18 protein-coding genes and 1 pseudogene are annotated in these 15,352 nt (G+C 44.1%); 5 read left to right on the top strand and 14 right to left on the bottom strand.

The features are described from left to right. Positions 1-158: 158 nt before the first annotated feature. Positions 159-293, top strand: coding sequence for a YqzM family protein (locus tag BN1002_RS23350; RefSeq protein ID WP_048825632.1), 135 nt, complete (start codon positions 159-161; stop codon positions 291-293). A 34-nt stretch (positions 294-327) separates the two neighbouring features. Here BN1002_RS23350 and BN1002_RS13460 read toward each other — a convergent pair whose 3' ends face one another. The 3 genes and pseudogenes from BN1002_RS13460 to BN1002_RS13470 form a co-directional block, all read right to left on the bottom strand. Next, entirely contained in the window at positions 328-2,688 is a 2,361-nt protein-coding gene (locus tag BN1002_RS13460; RefSeq protein ID WP_048825633.1) for a DNA internalization-related competence protein ComEC/Rec2, read from the bottom strand. 153 nt (positions 2,689-2,841) lie between these two features. Continuing rightward, positions 2,842-3,282 (bottom strand): annotated as a pseudogene (locus BN1002_RS13465) (ComE operon protein 2); the annotation flags it as partial. A 73-nt stretch (positions 3,283-3,355) separates the two neighbouring features. Next, positions 3,356-3,970, bottom strand: coding sequence for a helix-hairpin-helix domain-containing protein (locus BN1002_RS13470; RefSeq protein ID WP_048825637.1), 615 nt, complete (start codon positions 3,968-3,970; stop codon positions 3,356-3,358). Between the two features lie 81 nt (positions 3,971-4,051). Here BN1002_RS13470 and comER point away from each other — a divergent pair, with 81 nt between their 5' ends. After that, the gene (comER, locus tag BN1002_RS13475) at positions 4,052-4,873 is read left to right on the top strand and encodes a late competence protein ComER (RefSeq protein WP_048825638.1); all 822 of its coding nucleotides are present in this window, start codon (positions 4,052-4,054) and stop codon (positions 4,871-4,873) included. A gap of 116 nt (positions 4,874-4,989) precedes the next feature. On the opposite strand, the gene BN1002_RS13480 is transcribed toward comER, so the two are convergent. From BN1002_RS13480 to BN1002_RS13515, 8 genes are read right to left on the bottom strand one after another with little or no spacing between them, the layout of a single operon-like run. Then, positions 4,990-5,742 carry a class I SAM-dependent DNA methyltransferase gene (locus tag BN1002_RS13480; RefSeq protein ID WP_048825640.1) on the bottom strand — a complete coding sequence of 251 codons (753 nt, stop codon included), beginning with the start codon at positions 5,740-5,742 and terminating at the stop codon, positions 4,990-4,992. Continuing rightward, positions 5,739-6,095, bottom strand: coding sequence for a ribosome silencing factor (gene rsfS / locus BN1002_RS13485; RefSeq protein WP_048825645.1), 357 nt, complete (start codon positions 6,093-6,095; stop codon positions 5,739-5,741). Before rsfS ends, BN1002_RS13480 begins: the two co-directional genes overlap by 4 nt. Continuing rightward, positions 6,092-6,664, bottom strand: a complete 573-nt coding sequence (gene yqeK, locus BN1002_RS13490) for a bis(5'-nucleosyl)-tetraphosphatase (symmetrical) YqeK (RefSeq protein ID WP_048825647.1) — start codon at positions 6,662-6,664, stop codon at positions 6,092-6,094. The genes rsfS and yqeK overlap by 4 nt, the downstream gene beginning before the upstream one ends. After that, positions 6,654-7,223, bottom strand: a complete 570-nt coding sequence (locus tag BN1002_RS13495) for a nicotinate-nucleotide adenylyltransferase (RefSeq protein WP_048825649.1) — start codon at positions 7,221-7,223, stop codon at positions 6,654-6,656. Before BN1002_RS13495 ends, yqeK begins: the two co-directional genes overlap by 11 nt. Before the next feature lie 24 nt (positions 7,224-7,247). Continuing rightward, positions 7,248-7,538: a ribosome assembly RNA-binding protein YhbY gene (gene yhbY, locus BN1002_RS13500; protein WP_048825650.1), complete on the bottom strand. Its 291-nt coding sequence runs from the start codon at positions 7,536-7,538 to the stop codon at positions 7,248-7,250. Further along, on the bottom strand, positions 7,532-8,371 hold the full coding sequence (aroE, locus tag BN1002_RS13505; RefSeq protein ID WP_048825651.1) for a shikimate dehydrogenase: 840 nt from the start codon (positions 8,369-8,371) through the stop codon (positions 7,532-7,534). Before aroE ends, yhbY begins: the two co-directional genes overlap by 7 nt. Before the next feature lie 17 nt (positions 8,372-8,388). Then, positions 8,389-9,501 carry a ribosome biogenesis GTPase YqeH gene (gene yqeH, locus BN1002_RS13510; RefSeq protein ID WP_048825652.1) on the bottom strand — a complete coding sequence of 371 codons (1,113 nt, stop codon included), beginning with the start codon at positions 9,499-9,501 and terminating at the stop codon, positions 8,389-8,391. Next, on the bottom strand, positions 9,498-10,019 hold the full coding sequence (locus BN1002_RS13515) for a YqeG family HAD IIIA-type phosphatase (RefSeq protein ID WP_048825653.1): 522 nt from the start codon (positions 10,017-10,019) through the stop codon (positions 9,498-9,500). Before BN1002_RS13515 ends, yqeH begins: the two co-directional genes overlap by 4 nt. Before the next feature lie 563 nt (positions 10,020-10,582). Here BN1002_RS13515 and BN1002_RS13520 point away from each other — a divergent pair. Further along, the gene (locus BN1002_RS13520) at positions 10,583-10,723 is read left to right on the top strand and encodes a sporulation histidine kinase inhibitor Sda (RefSeq protein ID WP_048825654.1); all 141 of its coding nucleotides are present in this window, start codon (positions 10,583-10,585) and stop codon (positions 10,721-10,723) included. A 75-nt stretch (positions 10,724-10,798) separates the two neighbouring features. Here BN1002_RS13520 and BN1002_RS13525 read toward each other — a convergent pair whose 3' ends face one another. Beyond that, entirely contained in the window at positions 10,799-11,584 is a 786-nt protein-coding gene (locus tag BN1002_RS13525; protein WP_048825656.1) for a phosphatidylserine decarboxylase, read from the bottom strand. 194 nt (positions 11,585-11,778) lie between these two features. Here BN1002_RS13525 and pssA point away from each other — a divergent pair, with 194 nt between their 5' ends. Beyond that, entirely contained in the window at positions 11,779-12,318 is a 540-nt protein-coding gene (pssA, locus tag BN1002_RS13530) for a CDP-diacylglycerol--serine O-phosphatidyltransferase (protein ID WP_048825658.1), read from the top strand. A 99-nt stretch (positions 12,319-12,417) separates the two neighbouring features. Here the strand turns inward: pssA and BN1002_RS13535 are convergent, their stop codons facing one another. Together BN1002_RS13535 and BN1002_RS24255 are read right to left on the bottom strand one after the other, a co-directional pair. Next, entirely contained in the window at positions 12,418-14,229 is a 1,812-nt protein-coding gene (locus BN1002_RS13535) for a M3 family oligoendopeptidase (protein WP_048825659.1), read from the bottom strand. Between the two features lie 62 nt (positions 14,230-14,291). Next, on the bottom strand, positions 14,292-14,513 hold the full coding sequence (locus BN1002_RS24255; RefSeq protein WP_231575032.1) for a hypothetical protein: 222 nt from the start codon (positions 14,511-14,513) through the stop codon (positions 14,292-14,294). Between the two features lie 147 nt (positions 14,514-14,660). Between BN1002_RS24255 and BN1002_RS13540 the strand changes: the two genes are divergently transcribed. Further along, positions 14,661-15,332: a response regulator transcription factor gene (locus BN1002_RS13540; protein ID WP_048825661.1), complete on the top strand. Its 672-nt coding sequence runs from the start codon at positions 14,661-14,663 to the stop codon at positions 15,330-15,332. Positions 15,333-15,352 lie beyond the last annotated feature (20 nt).

Genomic DNA, 15,352 nt, shown 5'->3' on the forward strand with positions numbered 1-15,352 from the left:
TCGTGCCGGCGGAATGCCTTATTGCTATGCTTTTATATTTTGCTTCCGTCAGACAAACTATTTGTGTTAACTCCTGTCAAAAAGCAATGCAGACGGCAAAGCTGGATTTTTTTAAGGGTATCGCTTATACTATTATGGAATATAGGGAGGGGTAGCTTGTGAACGAATTTGAACAAAACGTCCAGTACAAACGGAACGATGCAATTGATTCAGGGGTAGGGTTTATTGTATCTTTTGGATTTTTCGCAACAATGTTCATTATCGCGACAGTCATCCATGCAATTGGTTCATAATGGATGCCTTCCAGGGCCGCCCGGAGCGGCCTTTTTATTTTGCTTTTTTCTTATCCTTTGATGCTCCAGTGTATGGCAAAACGGAAGAAAAGGTTCCTGATTTTCCTGTAAAAGAGTAAATAACCGCGCCATTCAAATCAGTTCGGTATACAACCGCTCCTACTTCCTTAATCCTTTCAAGTGTTTCTTTATGGGGATGGCCAAACCTGTTGTTCACTCCCGCGGAAATTAGCACAGTGGAAGGCTTGTAATGCTCTAGGAAATAGGAAGAAGTAGACGTTTTACTGCCATGGTGCCCTGCTTTCAACACATCGATTTTCAATTCTGGATATTGGGCAACCAGTTCCTTCTCGGCTTCCTCTGTCAGATCACCTGTAAATAGCCAGCCCTTATCGGCCAATTCAGCAAAAAGGACAATCGACCCTCCATTCCGATCCCCTTTGTAATTCTTTTCAGGCGAAAGGACAAGGAATTTCACGCCTCCTGCTGCCCAGAAGGCATCTTTTGAAACTTCATTCACATCAATTTGCAGCTTCCTTGCCCTTTGAATCACTTGTTCTTCATTTTCGGATTTCTCCCTCATATCCGGCACAAGAATTTGATCTATTTTTATATTTTCCATTATTCCTGCTGCACCACCGATGTGGTCCTCATCGCCATGCGTCAGAATCAGCTTATCCAGTTTAGTTATGCCTCTTGCCTTTAAAAAGGGAACGACGACATCCCTTCCAGGATCAAAGTCTTTCTTCGTCTGCTGCCATGCTTTTTTTCCAAAATCGGTGTTACCGCCGGTGTCTATCAAGTAATTCCCTTTCCCGCCTGGAAGGGAAACAAAGATGCTTTCCCCTTGGCCAACATCAATCATCACAACTTCTCCAGTATGACTGGAAAACCGTTCGCCCCCTTCCTGGACCACCAGCAGGGTAAACGGAATCAGTAAAACCGCAACAGCCCACTTTTTCTTCAAATTTTTTTCCCAGACAGTGAATGAATATAAAACCGCAGCGGCATAGAAGACAATAGCAGTCGTGGGTTGTTCTCCCGGATTTAGTTGAAAGGGAGTCCTGGCAAGCAATAAAGCAAGCTTTTCGGATAGAATCACCAAACTGTTCATCAAGGGCCCTAAAGCATATGCCAGCCCTTCAAAAAAGGACAGCGGGAAGGAGAAATATACAACTGGCATTAATATAAATGAATAGATAGGAATAAAAAGGATATTGGCCAAGATGCTGGCCAGTGGGAGCTCGAAGAAATGGAAAAGCAGGATTGGTAAAGCGGCTATTTGCGAAATAAGCGAAGACACGGCTAGTAACATTACCCCGCCAAAATGTTTTTTCTTTAGTGCCGAGGCCGACACAAGCAGGGAAAACGTTACAGCATAGGACAATTGGAAACCGGGATCATACAGAGTAAATGGATCCCAAAAGATAAAAGCCATAAATGAAAGGGCAAGCGCACCCGTCTGGCTAATGGGAAAGGACGACGGCCTAAGCCCGCCCATAAGCAGAATTCCGGCCATCAGGACAGACCTGATCACAGACGGAGAACCACCAGCGATAATGGCATACAAGGGAAGAATGGACAACAGGAATATCGCCATCCTTTCTCTTACAATTCCCAGCCGCAGGCCAAACATATAGATAACTCCCGCCAATACCGTCACCTGCATTCCCGAAATGGCCAGCAAATGGGTAATGCCGATTTTTTTATAGGCCGACATTACGTCTTCACCCAATAAACTTTGCTCACCAAAAATAAGCGCCGATGCAAGGGATGCTGATTCGAGGGGATAATTGGCCATGATATGGGATATGCCTTCCTGGCGGTATTTACGAAGTTTTTCAACCAGAGAAACGTTTTTGGTGCCGCATTTGGCTAAGGGATTAGAATCCAATTTTAAAATCCAATGGATTTGGTTCTGCTCCAAATAGCGATTATAATCAAAACCGCCGGGATTTTTGGCGTGGGGAGGCTGTTCCAAAGTTCCTTTTACTTCACATTGCCTGCCAAAAAAACTGGCTCTCTGCAAAAGCATTTTTTCTCTTTCGCTTTTAATTTTATATATGATAGACAATGATTCCCCTGTTGCCCGATCTTTTGCAATTGTACGGAAACGGTCACCATCAATTTTTGCCCCGGAGTCAAAAACGAGGAAAAACTCTTTTTCCATCCCAGATAAAGCACTGTGATTTTTCTGGACTGAATGGTTTCCCGCCAAAGCGAACAACATAAAGATCGTGATCACAATACAAAGGACCCTGGGCGAAAATCGTTTAAACTTGGTTAAGAAAATCAGGTAGAGGAAAAATGCAGCCAGAATGGGGTGGGGGCCGTGGAGGGCCAGCATGGTGCCCAGCAGGGCTGGAGGTGCAAGGAAGATTAGTTTTCCTTTCATGGACTCCTCCTTTGTGAGGGATATAGAGTAGCAGGAAATTTAAATATAACTTTAAACCCTTAAACCGGGCTGGCATCCCTTTAGAAAGGGATGCCTATTTTCTTATTATTTCAGTTCTTGAACAATCCCGCGAGGAGCGTTGATTTGTCCAAAATCAATGACCGTTTCCTCAAGCGGTACTTTTTCCGTCCTCACATTTGCTTTTTCAAAAAGCTCCATTGCATACGGATGATTTTTATAATCACTTGCAAAATAAACTGTTTTAATACCGGCCTGTATAATGGCTTTTGAGCATTGCAGGCAAGGGAAATGGGTAACGTATATTTCTGCCCCTCCTGTCGGCACCCCGAACTTCGCACATTGAAGAAGAGCATTCATTTCAGCATGGATGGTCCTCACGCAGTGATGGTCAATCACATAGCAGCCATGGTCGGTACAGTGTTCCCCACCTGCAATTGATCCATTATAGCCGCCTGCGATAATTCTTTTATCCCTTACGATAGTAGCTCCTACCATTAATCTCGTACAAGTGCTCCTAAGGGCAAGCAGATGGCTTTGAGCCATGAAGTATTGGTCCCATGATATTCTTTCCATATTCTCTCCCCCTAACAGGATGTCATAATAGTTTGTCCGCTTTTTTAAGTTTACCTTCATCCGGCTTTTCGGGTCAACGGACAGTTACAGCATCCTTCATTTTTTCAAACGTTTTTTCACCAATACCGCTGATTTCCATTAATTGTTCCGGCTCTTTGAATGGGCCGTTCTTCTCTCTATAGTCAATAATAGCAGCGGCTTTAGAAGGGCCAATCCCGGGAATGTTCTGCAATTCGCTTGCATCCGCTTTATTTATATTGATTTTGCTGCTTTTCTGGCCTCCTGCGGCCGATGCGGAGACAGAACCTGTATCCACTTCGCCTTTCATAGGGATGAAAACCACCATTTCATCCTCAATCTTTTGGGCAAAATTGACCTGGCTCGCATCCGCGTTTTCAGACAGGCCGCCCGCCCGAGCGATTATATCCACAACCCGTTCCTCTCTTTCACCTTGATAGACCCCAGGTTTCTTCACCGCTCCTTTTACATCAACGAGAATGATTTCAGGCAAAGCTTCTCCTTCTTTGGCAGCCGGCTCTTGCTCAGCCGCATCCCCTGCAGCTTCGACTATTTCATTTTCTCTGGAATGGCTGGCAGGAGGTTCTTTTTGCGAAAAGTACATAAAAACCGCAACAGCAGCGACGGCAGCTGCTAAATAATATTTATTTTCTAGTAACCAGGCTTTCATTGGCATTCTCCTCTTGGTATAAGTTGCTTGTTCGGCTCATAACGTTATATTGGGTATTCGTTTGGCTAGGAGGGAAATTTCATGAAAATCGGCATTATAGGGACTGGCAATATGGGACGGATTCTAGCGGAAGCACTTCTTGACAGCGGTGCTGTGGAAGAGGGTTCTCTTATGGCGGCCAATCGGACAATTGCAAAGGCAGTCGCATTGCAAAACGTTTATCGGGGAATTCTGGCAACAGATAACGCGGCTGAGGCTGCCCGCTTTGCGGATATCGTTTTTCTTTGTGTCAAGCCACTGGAAAGCAGAGGCGTCCTTAAAGATATCGCCCCCTTTCTTGGAAAGGATAAATGTCTTGTCTCCATAACAAGCCCCATCAGTACCGATCAGCTCGAAACCGCCACGGAGTGTTCTATCATAAGAATGATCCCAAGCATCACCAACAGGGCGCTGGCAGGCGCCACTCTTGTAACGTATGGGAAAAGATGTTCCTCCTCTTGGAAAAAGGCACTTGATGTTTTACTTCGGCAAATATCTGTCCCAATTGAAATTGAACAGGAATACGTTCGAGTCGCGTCCGATATTGTCAGTTGCGGTCCGGCTTTCTTCAGCTATCTTCTTCAGGAATTCATACGGGCTGCCGTAAAAGAAACGAATATCGATGAAGAACGGGCAACAAAAATGGCAAGCGGGATGCTGATCGGGATGGGGGAACTTCTGCGCAAAGGGCATTACACATTGCCGGCGCTTCAAGAAAAGGTTTGTGTTAAAGGCGGAATCACTGGTGAAGGAATAAAGGTGCTGGAAGATGGCCTTGGTGATTTGTTCACTGATTTATTCAGGGCCACCCACACAAAATTCAAAGAGGATTTGGAGAAAGTGGAAAAGCAATTTTACACTTAAAGGAATCCATTCGACATAGACGAACAAAATCCTTCATAAAAATAAAAAAATAAAGGCCATTTCTTAAAAAATGCTTTGCCTTTGGCAGTTGCATTTTTCAGGAAATGGCCAATTGTTTATTTTCGCTTTTTGCAAACGAAAAAAATACGTTCAGAGTTTAAGGCCGGCTCCTTCTCCGTGAAATCAGCTGTTACGGAAACAACTTCAAAACCCGCTCCTTCAAGCCAGTTTCGGTACATTTCCACCGGAAAAGTGCGCTGGTAATGGATTTCATCAAAGCGGTCATATCGGCCGTCCTTTTCATTAAGCACAAAGAAACTGATTTCATGCTCAACACTGTCGGGGTACTCCCCGCTAAAGCTATCCCAAATATAGGCAACCTTTTCTCCATTCAAAGAAAAGGATTGGTTGATAAAGCCATTGGCTATTTTTTCGAGGGAATGGACATCGAACGCCAGCAATCCTCCAGGAACGAGATATTTTTCAGCTAATACGAGTGTATGAAGGATATCTTCTTCACTTTCAAGATAATTGAGGGAATCGCAAAAAATGCCTATCATCCCATACAGTTCATCCATTTCAAGCTGTGACATATCCTGCTCGATAAAGCGGATCGAAACCCCTGCCTTTTCGGCCTTTTCCCTTGCAATTGATAACATGTCCGGGGACAAGTCCACTCCGGTGACACGAAATCCGTTTTCTGCGAGCCGTAAAGATATTTCACCCGTTCCGCAGCCCAAATCCAAAAAGCTTTTTTCTCCCCCAGAGCCATGCTTCTCCCAGTTATCCAAAGCAAAGCTAACCCACTCATCATAAGGGGCGTCTTCCATTAGTTGGTCATACAAATAGGCGAAATGTCTGTAACTCATGGATTTATGATACTCGAAATATTTTCCAAAGGAGCATCTCCCCATAACCTCTCGAGGTTATAATAAGAGCGTTCATCGCGATGGAAAACGTGGGCTACACAATCACCAAGGTCGATCAAAATCCATTTTGCCTCATCGAAGCCTTCCATTCTTCTAGCCTCGAATCCATTTTCCTCTGCCTTCTCCTTGATTTCCCGCGCAATTGCCTGCACCTGCTTATCGGAATTCCCGTGACAGATAATGAAATAATCGGCGATAAGGGAAATCCCTTTCATATTCAGGGCGAGGATGTCCTCCGCCCTCTTATCGTCCGCGGCTTTTACCGCAATTTGCAAAATTTCCTTGTTGCTCATTCATCAGTCCTCCTATTTTTGACGAGGTCATTATAAGTTAAAAAAGTGTCCGGGTAGATCGGCTGTTTCTTCTTTAGCAAAAACGAAATCGTATTTTTTATCGAGCTCACCAGCGCTTCTTCCAGGTCTTCTTCCGCCAGTATGCGTACCTCCCCGACCCCAGGAAAATTTCTTCCCGGCTCAATATAATCAGCGAGGTAAATGATTTTTTCCAACAGTCCCATACCAGGCCTTCCAGATGTATGATAACGGATGGCAGCAAGCACTTCGGGATCCGTAATTCCGGCTTCATGTTCCACTAAAAAGGCGCCTGCCGGTGCATGCCATAGCTCGGGGCTATATTCAAGCAAATCTCTGGGATATCCTTGTTCGATAATGATTTTCTTCATTTCTTCTTTTGGACGGAATTTTGCATAATCATGAAATATCGCCGCAAGCTCCGCCTGGCCAGGATCGGCTCCAAAACGCTTTGCTAATGTGATGGCTGTTTCCATAACACCGACCGTATGGATGTACCTCTGTTCTGTTAATTCTTCCTTTACGATTTGCAAAGCTTCGTTACGTTCCATATAACCGTTTCTCCCTAATCTGCCTGATGACATTGTCAGGCAGTAAGTAGTCGACTGTCTTGCCCTCATGCAGCCTGTCCCGAATCAGACTTGAAGAGATCTCAATGGCGGGGATATCAACTATTAGAACAGGATATGGTGTTACCAGTTCATAGCCCGGCCTCTGTACGCCAACAAAGGTAACAAGATCAAGAAGTTCGTCTATTTGGCGCCAATTCGGAAGATATTCAACCATATCCGCGCCGATAATAAAGTAATATTCATGGTCTGGATGCCTGCCAGCCAGGATTTTCATCGTATCAACCGTATACGAAGGGCCTTCCCGGTCAAGCTCGATGGTTTCTATTTTAAAAAACTTATTCCCTTTTATCGCCATTTCAAGCATTGAAATGCGATCTTCATTGCTCGCCCCGCCCGCCTTTTTCTTATGAGGAGGTTCCTGGTTGGGCATAAACCAGATATGGTCCAGTTTCAGTGCATGGCAAACTTCATTGGCGATGATTAAATGGCCTTGATGCGGAGGATTGAAGGTACCGCCCAGAATGCCTATTTTTTTCATGAAGCCGCCTCCTTATTATGCTCATTAAGGGAGTTGAAGTTGCTTGTTTTCAACAGACTCCCTGTAAAGGACAATTGTATTCCCGATGACTTGCACAAGTTCCGCGTCAGTTCCACGCGCCAACTCATCCGCCGCCTCATTCTTGTCTCCGTCGAAATTCTGCAGTACACTGACTTTCAGCAATTCCCTTGCTTCCAGGGCTTCAGAAATCTGCTTAATCATATTTTCGTTTACGCCGCCTTTACCCACCTGAAAAATCGGGGAAAGATGATGCGCTTTTGAACGAAGGAATCTCTTTTGCTTACCAGTTAACATATAGTACCTCCCAGTTGTTTTAATACGGTATTCCTCATTCTCCCGCTATCCGGTTTAATGCCGGTCCACAGCTCGAAAGCTAGCGCTCCCTGATAAACAAACATGCCTACTCCGTTCACTGTGCTGCCTCCCCGAAGCTTGCATTGCTTCAGGAATTCTGTCTCGTAGGGGTTGTAAATAATATCAGCAGCAGAAAACGGTTTATTCAAACCGCCAGGATTGAGTGGCAACCGATCAATATTCGGATACATGCCAACCGTTGTCGTCTGGATGATAAGATCGTATTCATTGACCCTGTTTTCCGCCTCCTCCAGCGACAGCCCGCGGGACAGAACATTCGTTTTCGCTTCGCCGGATAGCGATTTTGCTTTTTCGAGGCTTCGATTGCAAATGTCAATCACCACTGGCCTGGTTTTTTCCAAAGTGAAGAAGATTGCCCGCGCCGCGCCGCCTGCCCCAATGATTAAGATGGATGGCCGCTCCGGCATCTGCAGTTCTTCCTCTAGGCTTTTTAAAAATCCGGGGCCATCAGTATTGTAGCCTAATAAGCTTCCTTCCTTAATTAAAACCGTATTCACAGCGCCGATTTCCAGGGCCAGCGGGTCGACCCAATCAAGCAACGGAATAATTTCAGTTTTAAACGGGACAGTCACATTGAACCCTGCAGCGCCAAGTGACTTCAATCCCTGGATTGCTTCGCTGAGCTTCCCCTTTTCTACCAGGAAGGGGTGATAGTGGGCATCGATTCCATAATATGCAAACAAATCATTATGCATTTGTGGAGAAATGGAGTGGCCGATCGGATTCCCGATTACGCCAAAAAGCTTTTTCAAAATGACTCCCCCTGATTTTAAATAAGCGACTTCCTCAACATCGTTTGAACGCCACGCGGCACATAAGCCGCCACTTTCGCGCCAGGTTCATTGACCGTTATCCATCCAAGACCGGAAAAAACAATGTCTGTTTTTGCTTCCTTAATGGTATACTCCTGCTTTACAAGCTCAGGGAACGAGTCCAACTCGTCCTTTTTCGGAGGCGTAAGCAATTCCCCTGCCTGGCGCTCATATAATTCATCGGCATTTTCTGTTTTCGTCCGGTGAATACCAAGTTCATTTGAAAAGTGGCAGACGAATGACATCCTTCCGCCCGAAATATAATCAAATCTTCCCAATCCGCCGAAAAACAGGGTTTGTCCTTCATTAAGCTGGTATACCTTTGGCTTGACCTCTTTTTTCGGGGTTATTACTTTTAGATCTTGTTTTCCTACATAATGGGCCATTTGGTGATGGTTAATAATTCCCGGCGTATCGATCAACGCTTTCCCATCCTCCAATGGAATTTTGATTATATCAAGTGTTGTCCCTGGGAAATGCGATGTTGTAATGACATCCTGCCCGCCGGCCACTTCCTTGATGATCCTGTTGATAAATGTGGATTTCCCGACATTTGTACAGCCCACTACGTATACATCTTTTCCTTGTCTGTAAGAATCAATGGCAGCTGCAGTTTCCATTATGGATGTGCCTTTTGCCGCTGAAATCAAAAATACATCTTCAGCCTGGAGGCCGAGTTCCCTTGATTCATGCTTCATCCAATTGATCAGTTTTTGATGTTTGACTGATTTCGGCAGCAAATCAACTTTGTTTCCGACAAGAAGGATTTTGTTTCTCCCGGCAAATCGGTGCATCCCTGGAATCCAGCTTCCGTTAAAGTCAAAAATGTCAACGATTTTTACAATCAGTGCATCAGTCTCGCCTATCCGGTTCAAAATTTCCAGGAAATCGTCATCGGTCAGGCTGACATCCTGGACTTCATTATAATGCTTCAGCCGAAAACAGCGCTGGCAGATGATTTGCTCCTTTTGAATGGAAGAAGCCGGCGCATAGCCAAGCTCCCCAGGCTGTTCTGTTTGAATGGCTACGCCGCAGCCAATGCATATTACGTTTTCATGGTCAGTATTCACATTGAATCCTCCCAATTAATCATCCCTCTTTTTCTGAAGGAATTCAGGATCCTTCTTTCAATTTTCCGGTTGAATCTTGTGAAAAAACCATCCGTCTGGGCCACTGGTACGACAAGAATCGTATGGAATCCCCCGCGGTTTCCCCCAAAAACGTCCGTAAGCAGCTGGTCGCCAATGACGACCGCCTCTTCCCTCTTGATTCCCATCCGTTCAATCGCCTTCCGGAAAGCCCTTGTCATCGGCTTCCTTGCTTGAAAGATAAACGGAATCCCAAGAGGATCAGAAAACGATTTAACTCTTTGTTCGTTATTGTTCGAGACAATCGTCACGAGAATATCGTTCTTTCTCATTTCATCGAACCACTCAATCAATTTCGGTGTTGCGTTCGGCCTGTCCCATTCAACAAGGGTATTGTCGAGGTCAGTAATGATCCCCTTAATCCCCTTCTCTTTTAGTTGTTCAGGTGTAATCGCAAAAATACTCTTTACATGCTCCGAGGGCAGGAAAAGATTCAACATGTTACACACCCCATTTTTTATTTCTTAAGTTGGCAATGTTTTCATCATAACCAATTTTGCAAAAGGATTCAAAAAGAAATTCAAAACTTTTATCTTGCTCGGAATAAAATCTCTCAGACAGGGAGTTCAATATTCGAAATCGCCGCCGGGTTCTTTGCTCATATTAAATAAGAAACTTCATTCCCTCAACCTATTTAATTTTGAAGAAAAGGTCCGCTTCAGACAAAAATCGGTAGATTCCTTTATCTATACTATATATCATTTTGCCGAAAGCATAAGATTTTGAAAAAATTAAGTCTATTTATATAAAAATTTTTCGACAAAAACAGCGTTTTACAGTGCTGTGGATAACTTTATCAACAATATCCCACTTGCTATTATCACTTTTCCCCGATATATAAACAACTTAATCACAGGTTATCCACTGGTGGCTGTGGACAATAAGAACGATTGTTCTCGTGAACCTTTTTTGTTAGATTAGTGATATAAACACCACGAACTTACAATAATATTCCATTAACCATAAATTTAGACCTAAATTTTTCAGGGGGGTGAATTCTGGCATGCGTAAACTGTCAGATGATTTGCTGATTGAATCGTATTTTAAAGCTAGAGAACTGAAACTTAGCCCTGATTTTATCCGTCTTATTGAAAAAGAAATCCAGCGCAGGTCATTATCTCATAGAGTCAGGGCTTCTTCCTGATAAAGGCCCTGCAAGGTCCTTTCTTGGTTGAAGTTAACACAAAAAAATGGAACAGCGGCGCATGGGCGCCGCTGTTCATTTATTTTGGAATTGGCCAATCCGTTCGCCCATTTTAACGTGGTGAGGGACAGTAATATCCGGGTCAGCCATGAAACAGCCTTTCTCAAAAAGCAGGACAATAGTTGAGCCAAAGCTGAAATAGGCAATCTCCTCACCTTTTTTCAATTCAGAGCCAGTATGGGTCGTTTCAATGGAGTTGACAAACATGGCCCCTACTTTTACGATTGCAACCATTCCGCCGTCAACCCGCACTTCCGAAATCATTCGATAGTTCTTTGATAGGGTATCGACTCCGTATTTAAGGCCCCACTTATTGACTGGATATGATTTCTTGCCAAGCGTCCATTGCCTTGTAACTGTCCCGTTGACGGGACTATGGATGCGATGGTAATGGCTCGGGCTCAAGTAAAAAATCATATAAGTCCCGCCCATATACTTTTCTGCTGTCTCTTTATCGCCAAGCATGTCCACCACTGAGTATATTTTCCCTTTCACTTCCATTTCACTCAATGGGCTGATTGTACCTACATCCTCGATGACCGCGTCCACAGGGCTGACTGCGGAGCCTTCAAGAAGATCGACCTGGCGGGAACCGGGCTTTAACTTCCTGATAAATAAATCATGTAAAGTCGGAAACTCGGAAAGCTGCATTTCCATTTCCTCAGTATTCAGGCGGTAAGCCTTGGCAAAACGGTTAACCACATGCCGGCTTTTTGGCGAACGGGCGAACTTTTTCAGGAAATTGGAAGACAATCTCCCATTTGTTAATTCGATAAGAAGCCGGTAGAAAGGCTTAAACAATGTACTAACCTCCAAATAGTGTAAATATACTCTTTACGAACCGTCATAAAAGCCTTAAAATATAAGTAAGATAGGATAATGATTCTATATAAAACCATTGTAGGGTCGGATCAGGAACTTTGGCCGCTGCCTTTGTTTCTTTTAATAACGGGATTCCCTTTTTCCAACAGGGATAACCGAAAAGGAGTGATGAAATGTTTTTTTTGGACGTAGTAGACCAGACGGTAAAAAAACTTAAGACACAAACAGCCAATGTCCTGACGCTGATGAATTTGTCACTGGGCGGTTTTGCAATTATTTTTACTCTTCATGGAAATTTAAGGCTCAGTCTTCTTCTCATTTTTATCGCTGCTCTTGCTGACAGGTTCGACGGTATGGTTGCCAGAAAGTTCAACATAGAATCTGAATTGGGGAAACAATTGGATTCCATGAGTGATATTATATCATTCGGAGTTGCGCCAGCACTATTAATTTATCAGGGAATTTTATTTGAATTCGGAGGGCCAGGCTCATTCTTTACAGTATTCTTCATTGCCTGCGGCGCTTTCCGCCTCGCCCGTTTCAATATTACTGAAAGCAATGGCTATTTTACAGGGCTTCCAATCACAGCGGCTGGCTGTCTTGTTACATTAAGTTTTCTGGCCATTCCCTATATCCCGCCGCAAAGCTTCCTGTTCATTGTGATGATTTTAGCTTTTCTTATGGTCAGCCCGTTTAAACTTAAAAAAGTCTAGCCTAAAAAACACCCGGCAGAAACCTGCCGGGTGTTTCTCTTTTTATTGATATCCTTTGTGTCAGATTCCCATTGGAGTCAACAAGCATTGAATATACTACTATTTGTCTAAGGAATACCCCTCTGTCAATTCAAGGAATTCTTTTACATCTTCCGTGCATAGGTTAACCGCTTTTTCCCAGAAATCTTCTTTAGTCAAATCCTCACCCAGATGCTTGGCAGCCAAATCCTCCACAGTCATCGAAGCGGAGTCTTTCAGCAAAGCAATATACTTTTCCTCAAATCCGCTCCCTTCCTCAAGTGCCCTTGCATAAATTCCCAAAGAGAACAAGAAACCGAAGGTATACGGGAAGTTATAGAATGGAACACCTGTTATAAAGAAATGGAGCTTGGACGCCCAGAAGGAAGGATGATAATCTTCAAGTGCCCCCAGATATGCTTCTTTCTGAGCCTCTTCCATTAATTGATTCAAGCGGCCTGCGCTGACAAACCCGCTTTTCCGCTCCTCATAAAAACTTGTTTCAAACAGGAAGCGTGCATGGATATTCATCAGCAGCGCGACTGACCTTTGTAACTTTTCATCAAGGAGCGCCAGCTTTTCATCCTCAGTCTTCGCGTTCTTAACTGCCGCATCGGAAACGATCATTTCAGCAAAAGTCGAGGCAGTTTCCGCCACGTTCATCGCATAATTCCGGTTTAACAGATGAAGATCGCGCATCACATACGTATGGAATCCATGGCCAAGCTCGTGGGCAAGAGTTGATATATTGGAAGGGGTCCCTGAGTACGTCATGAATATCCTCGATTGCATCGACTCCGGAAAATAAGTGTGGAATCCGCCTGGCGCTTTGCCTGGCCGGTCCTCAGCTTCAATCCACATGTTCTCGAGTGCATGTTTGCTAAATGATGTCAGCTCCTCGCCAAATTCTGAAAATTGATTAAGAATGAACTGGGCTCCTTCCTGATAAGAAACCTTGGAATCGGCGCTTCCCACAGGGGAATCGAGGTCAAACCAACTCAACTTCTCCACACCCATCATTTTGGCGCGTCTCTCCAAATACTCGGCAAGTGGCTTTTTATTTTTCTCCACTGCCGACCACATCGCTTCCAATGTCTCCTTCTTCATCCGGTTCAAATCAAGAGGCTCTATAAGAAAATCATCCCAGCCCCTCAACTTGTATACGTTCAGGCGGAACCCTGCCAGATGATTAAGCACTTTTGCCAAATAATCGGCATGGCTGCCCCAGGCTTTTTCCCATTCTGAAAAGATATCTTCGCGAACTCCACGGTCGCTGCTCGAAAATTTGTTCGCGGCTTGGCCTACCGATAACTGTTTTATTTCCCCATTTTCAGTAAACGGGATTTTTATCTTGCCGACAATGAGGTCATACATCTGTCCCCAAGCATGATATCCGTCAATACCAAGAGAATTTACGACCCTTTCTTCATCTTCGGACAGCTTTTCTTTCATCCTTTCCCTTCGTTCCGTCAAAATAAAAGCCAAATCTTTTAGTTTCTCATCAGCCAGAATTCTTTCCCACTCGTTCTTACTAATGGCGGCAAGCTTCCCATCAAAGGATGAAAGGGCTGTTTGAAAAGAGGCGCTCAGGCCGGTTACCGTCGAGTCGAATTCCAAAGCTTTTTTGTCCTCTGTGTTTTGCGCCTTCAAGCAGGAAAGGAATGCTCCCGCTTGGCGAATATTTTTCGCCGTTTTTTCAAATGAGGAAATCAAGCCGTATAACTCGGCTGCGTTATCCTCACCTTCCTTAGGCTCCCACTTGACTATTTCAGCACTAAACGATTCAATTAAACTCTTTCCATGTTGAAGATGTTTTTTGAACTCCGGTGAGTCACTGCCACCTGGAAATATTACATCCAAATCCCAAACCTCTGAAAATGCAGTATTTGCCATTATGTATCCCCCTATGTTTGTTTGCCGGGTAAACCCTGTCGCAGGTAATATGTACATTATAATTATAGATTTATAATCTGAAAATTTCCATTTTCAGATAAAGAAGGAAGAAAGGCTGCCATCTTTGGCAGCCCAGTAAACCTTTTAACATCTTCCGTAGAAATACCACCAGCCTCCAAAAAGAAGGACGATGATGAATAAGATGATAAAAAGCGCGTATACAAACCCATATCCACCTGGCCCACACGGATAGCTATACGGATAAGGCGCATACGGATAACCATAATACATGGATATCACCCCTTTCCCTTACTACAGGGTATGTACCTACATAAGGCTCCCACATAGGCATTTTTATTATTTTTAAAAGTTGGTCTCACTAAATGCTGTATAATGAATAAAAGCAGACTTAACAAATAGGAGAGAGCGAATTGAAAAAAATCGTTCTAATAGATGATGAACAAAGAATGCTGGATTTACTCGCCTTGTATTTAGTCCCTAGAGGGTATAACTGTTTAAAATATACTTCGCCTTTATCGGCATTGGCTTATTTGGAAACAGGGAAAGCTGATTTGGTGATCCTGGATGTGATGATGCCTGAAATGGACGGGTGGGAAGTTTGCGGAGAAATCAGAAGACGGTCTGACACACCGATTATCATGCTGACTGCCAGGACACAAAAGGCCGATATTGTGAAAGGATTGAAAATCGGTGCGGATGATTATATCTCTAAGCCATTTGATGAAGAAGAATTATTGGCCAGAATTGAGGCTGTCCTAAGAAGGAAAAACCCCGAAAACGGCTGGCTCACTTTCCACGGTCTTGAACTTAATCAGACTTCCTTTGAGCTGTATTATAAAAAGCGCCCAATATCCTTGACACCGAAGGAGTTCGCGCTTCTCGGCATCTTTCTGCAAAACCGCAATAAAGTGTTTACCCGCGACCATTTGCTCTCCATCGTCTGGGGCTTTGCAGCTTCAACTGAAGACAGGACGGTCGATTCACATGTGAGAAATCTCAGGGACAAGCTCCGTAAAGCTGGCTTTCCAATTGACAGCCATTTATCAACTGTATGGGGAGTCGGCTATAAATGGACAGAATAGAGAGCAAAAGGAAAGGCAGC

The sequence above is a fragment of the Bacillus sp. B-jedd genome (assembly GCF_000821085.1).
Lineage (GTDB): Bacteria > Bacillota > Bacilli > Bacillales > Cytobacillaceae > Bacillus_D.

Bases quoted from the DNA above. Each gene is read 5' to 3' on its own strand.
- BN1002_RS13535 (WP_048825659.1), bottom strand. From the start codon at position 14,229: ATGGCAAATACTGCATTTTCAGAGGTTTGGGATTTGGATGTAATATTT.
- yqeK (WP_048825647.1), bottom strand. From the start codon at position 6,664: ATGGAACGTAACGAAGCTTTGCAAATCGTAAAGGAAGAATTAACAGAA.
- BN1002_RS13460 (WP_048825633.1), bottom strand. From the start codon at position 2,688: ATGAAAGGAAAACTAATCTTCCTTGCACCTCCAGCCCTGCTGGGCACC.
- BN1002_RS13520 (WP_048825654.1), top strand. From the start codon at position 10,583: ATGCGTAAACTGTCAGATGATTTGCTGATTGAATCGTATTTTAAAGCT.
- BN1002_RS13495 (WP_048825649.1), bottom strand. From the start codon at position 7,223: ATGAAAAAAATAGGCATTCTGGGCGGTACCTTCAATCCTCCGCATCAA.
- BN1002_RS13480 (WP_048825640.1), bottom strand. From the start codon at position 5,742: ATGAGTTACAGACATTTCGCCTATTTGTATGACCAACTAATGGAAGAC.
- BN1002_RS13515 (WP_048825653.1), bottom strand. From the start codon at position 10,019: ATGTTGAATCTTTTCCTGCCCTCGGAGCATGTAAAGAGTATTTTTGCG.
- comER (WP_048825638.1), top strand. From the start codon at position 4,052: ATGAAAATCGGCATTATAGGGACTGGCAATATGGGACGGATTCTAGCG.
- rsfS (WP_048825645.1), bottom strand. From the start codon at position 6,095: ATGAGCAACAAGGAAATTTTGCAAATTGCGGTAAAAGCCGCGGACGAT.
- yhbY (WP_048825650.1), bottom strand. From the start codon at position 7,538: ATGTTAACTGGTAAGCAAAAGAGATTCCTTCGTTCAAAAGCGCATCAT.
- BN1002_RS24255 (WP_231575032.1), bottom strand. From the start codon at position 14,513: ATGGTTATCCGTATGCGCCTTATCCGTATAGCTATCCGTGTGGGCCAG.
- BN1002_RS13470 (WP_048825637.1), bottom strand. From the start codon at position 3,970: ATGAAAGCCTGGTTACTAGAAAATAAATATTATTTAGCAGCTGCCGTC.
- pssA (WP_048825658.1), top strand. From the start codon at position 11,779: ATGTTTTTTTTGGACGTAGTAGACCAGACGGTAAAAAAACTTAAGACA.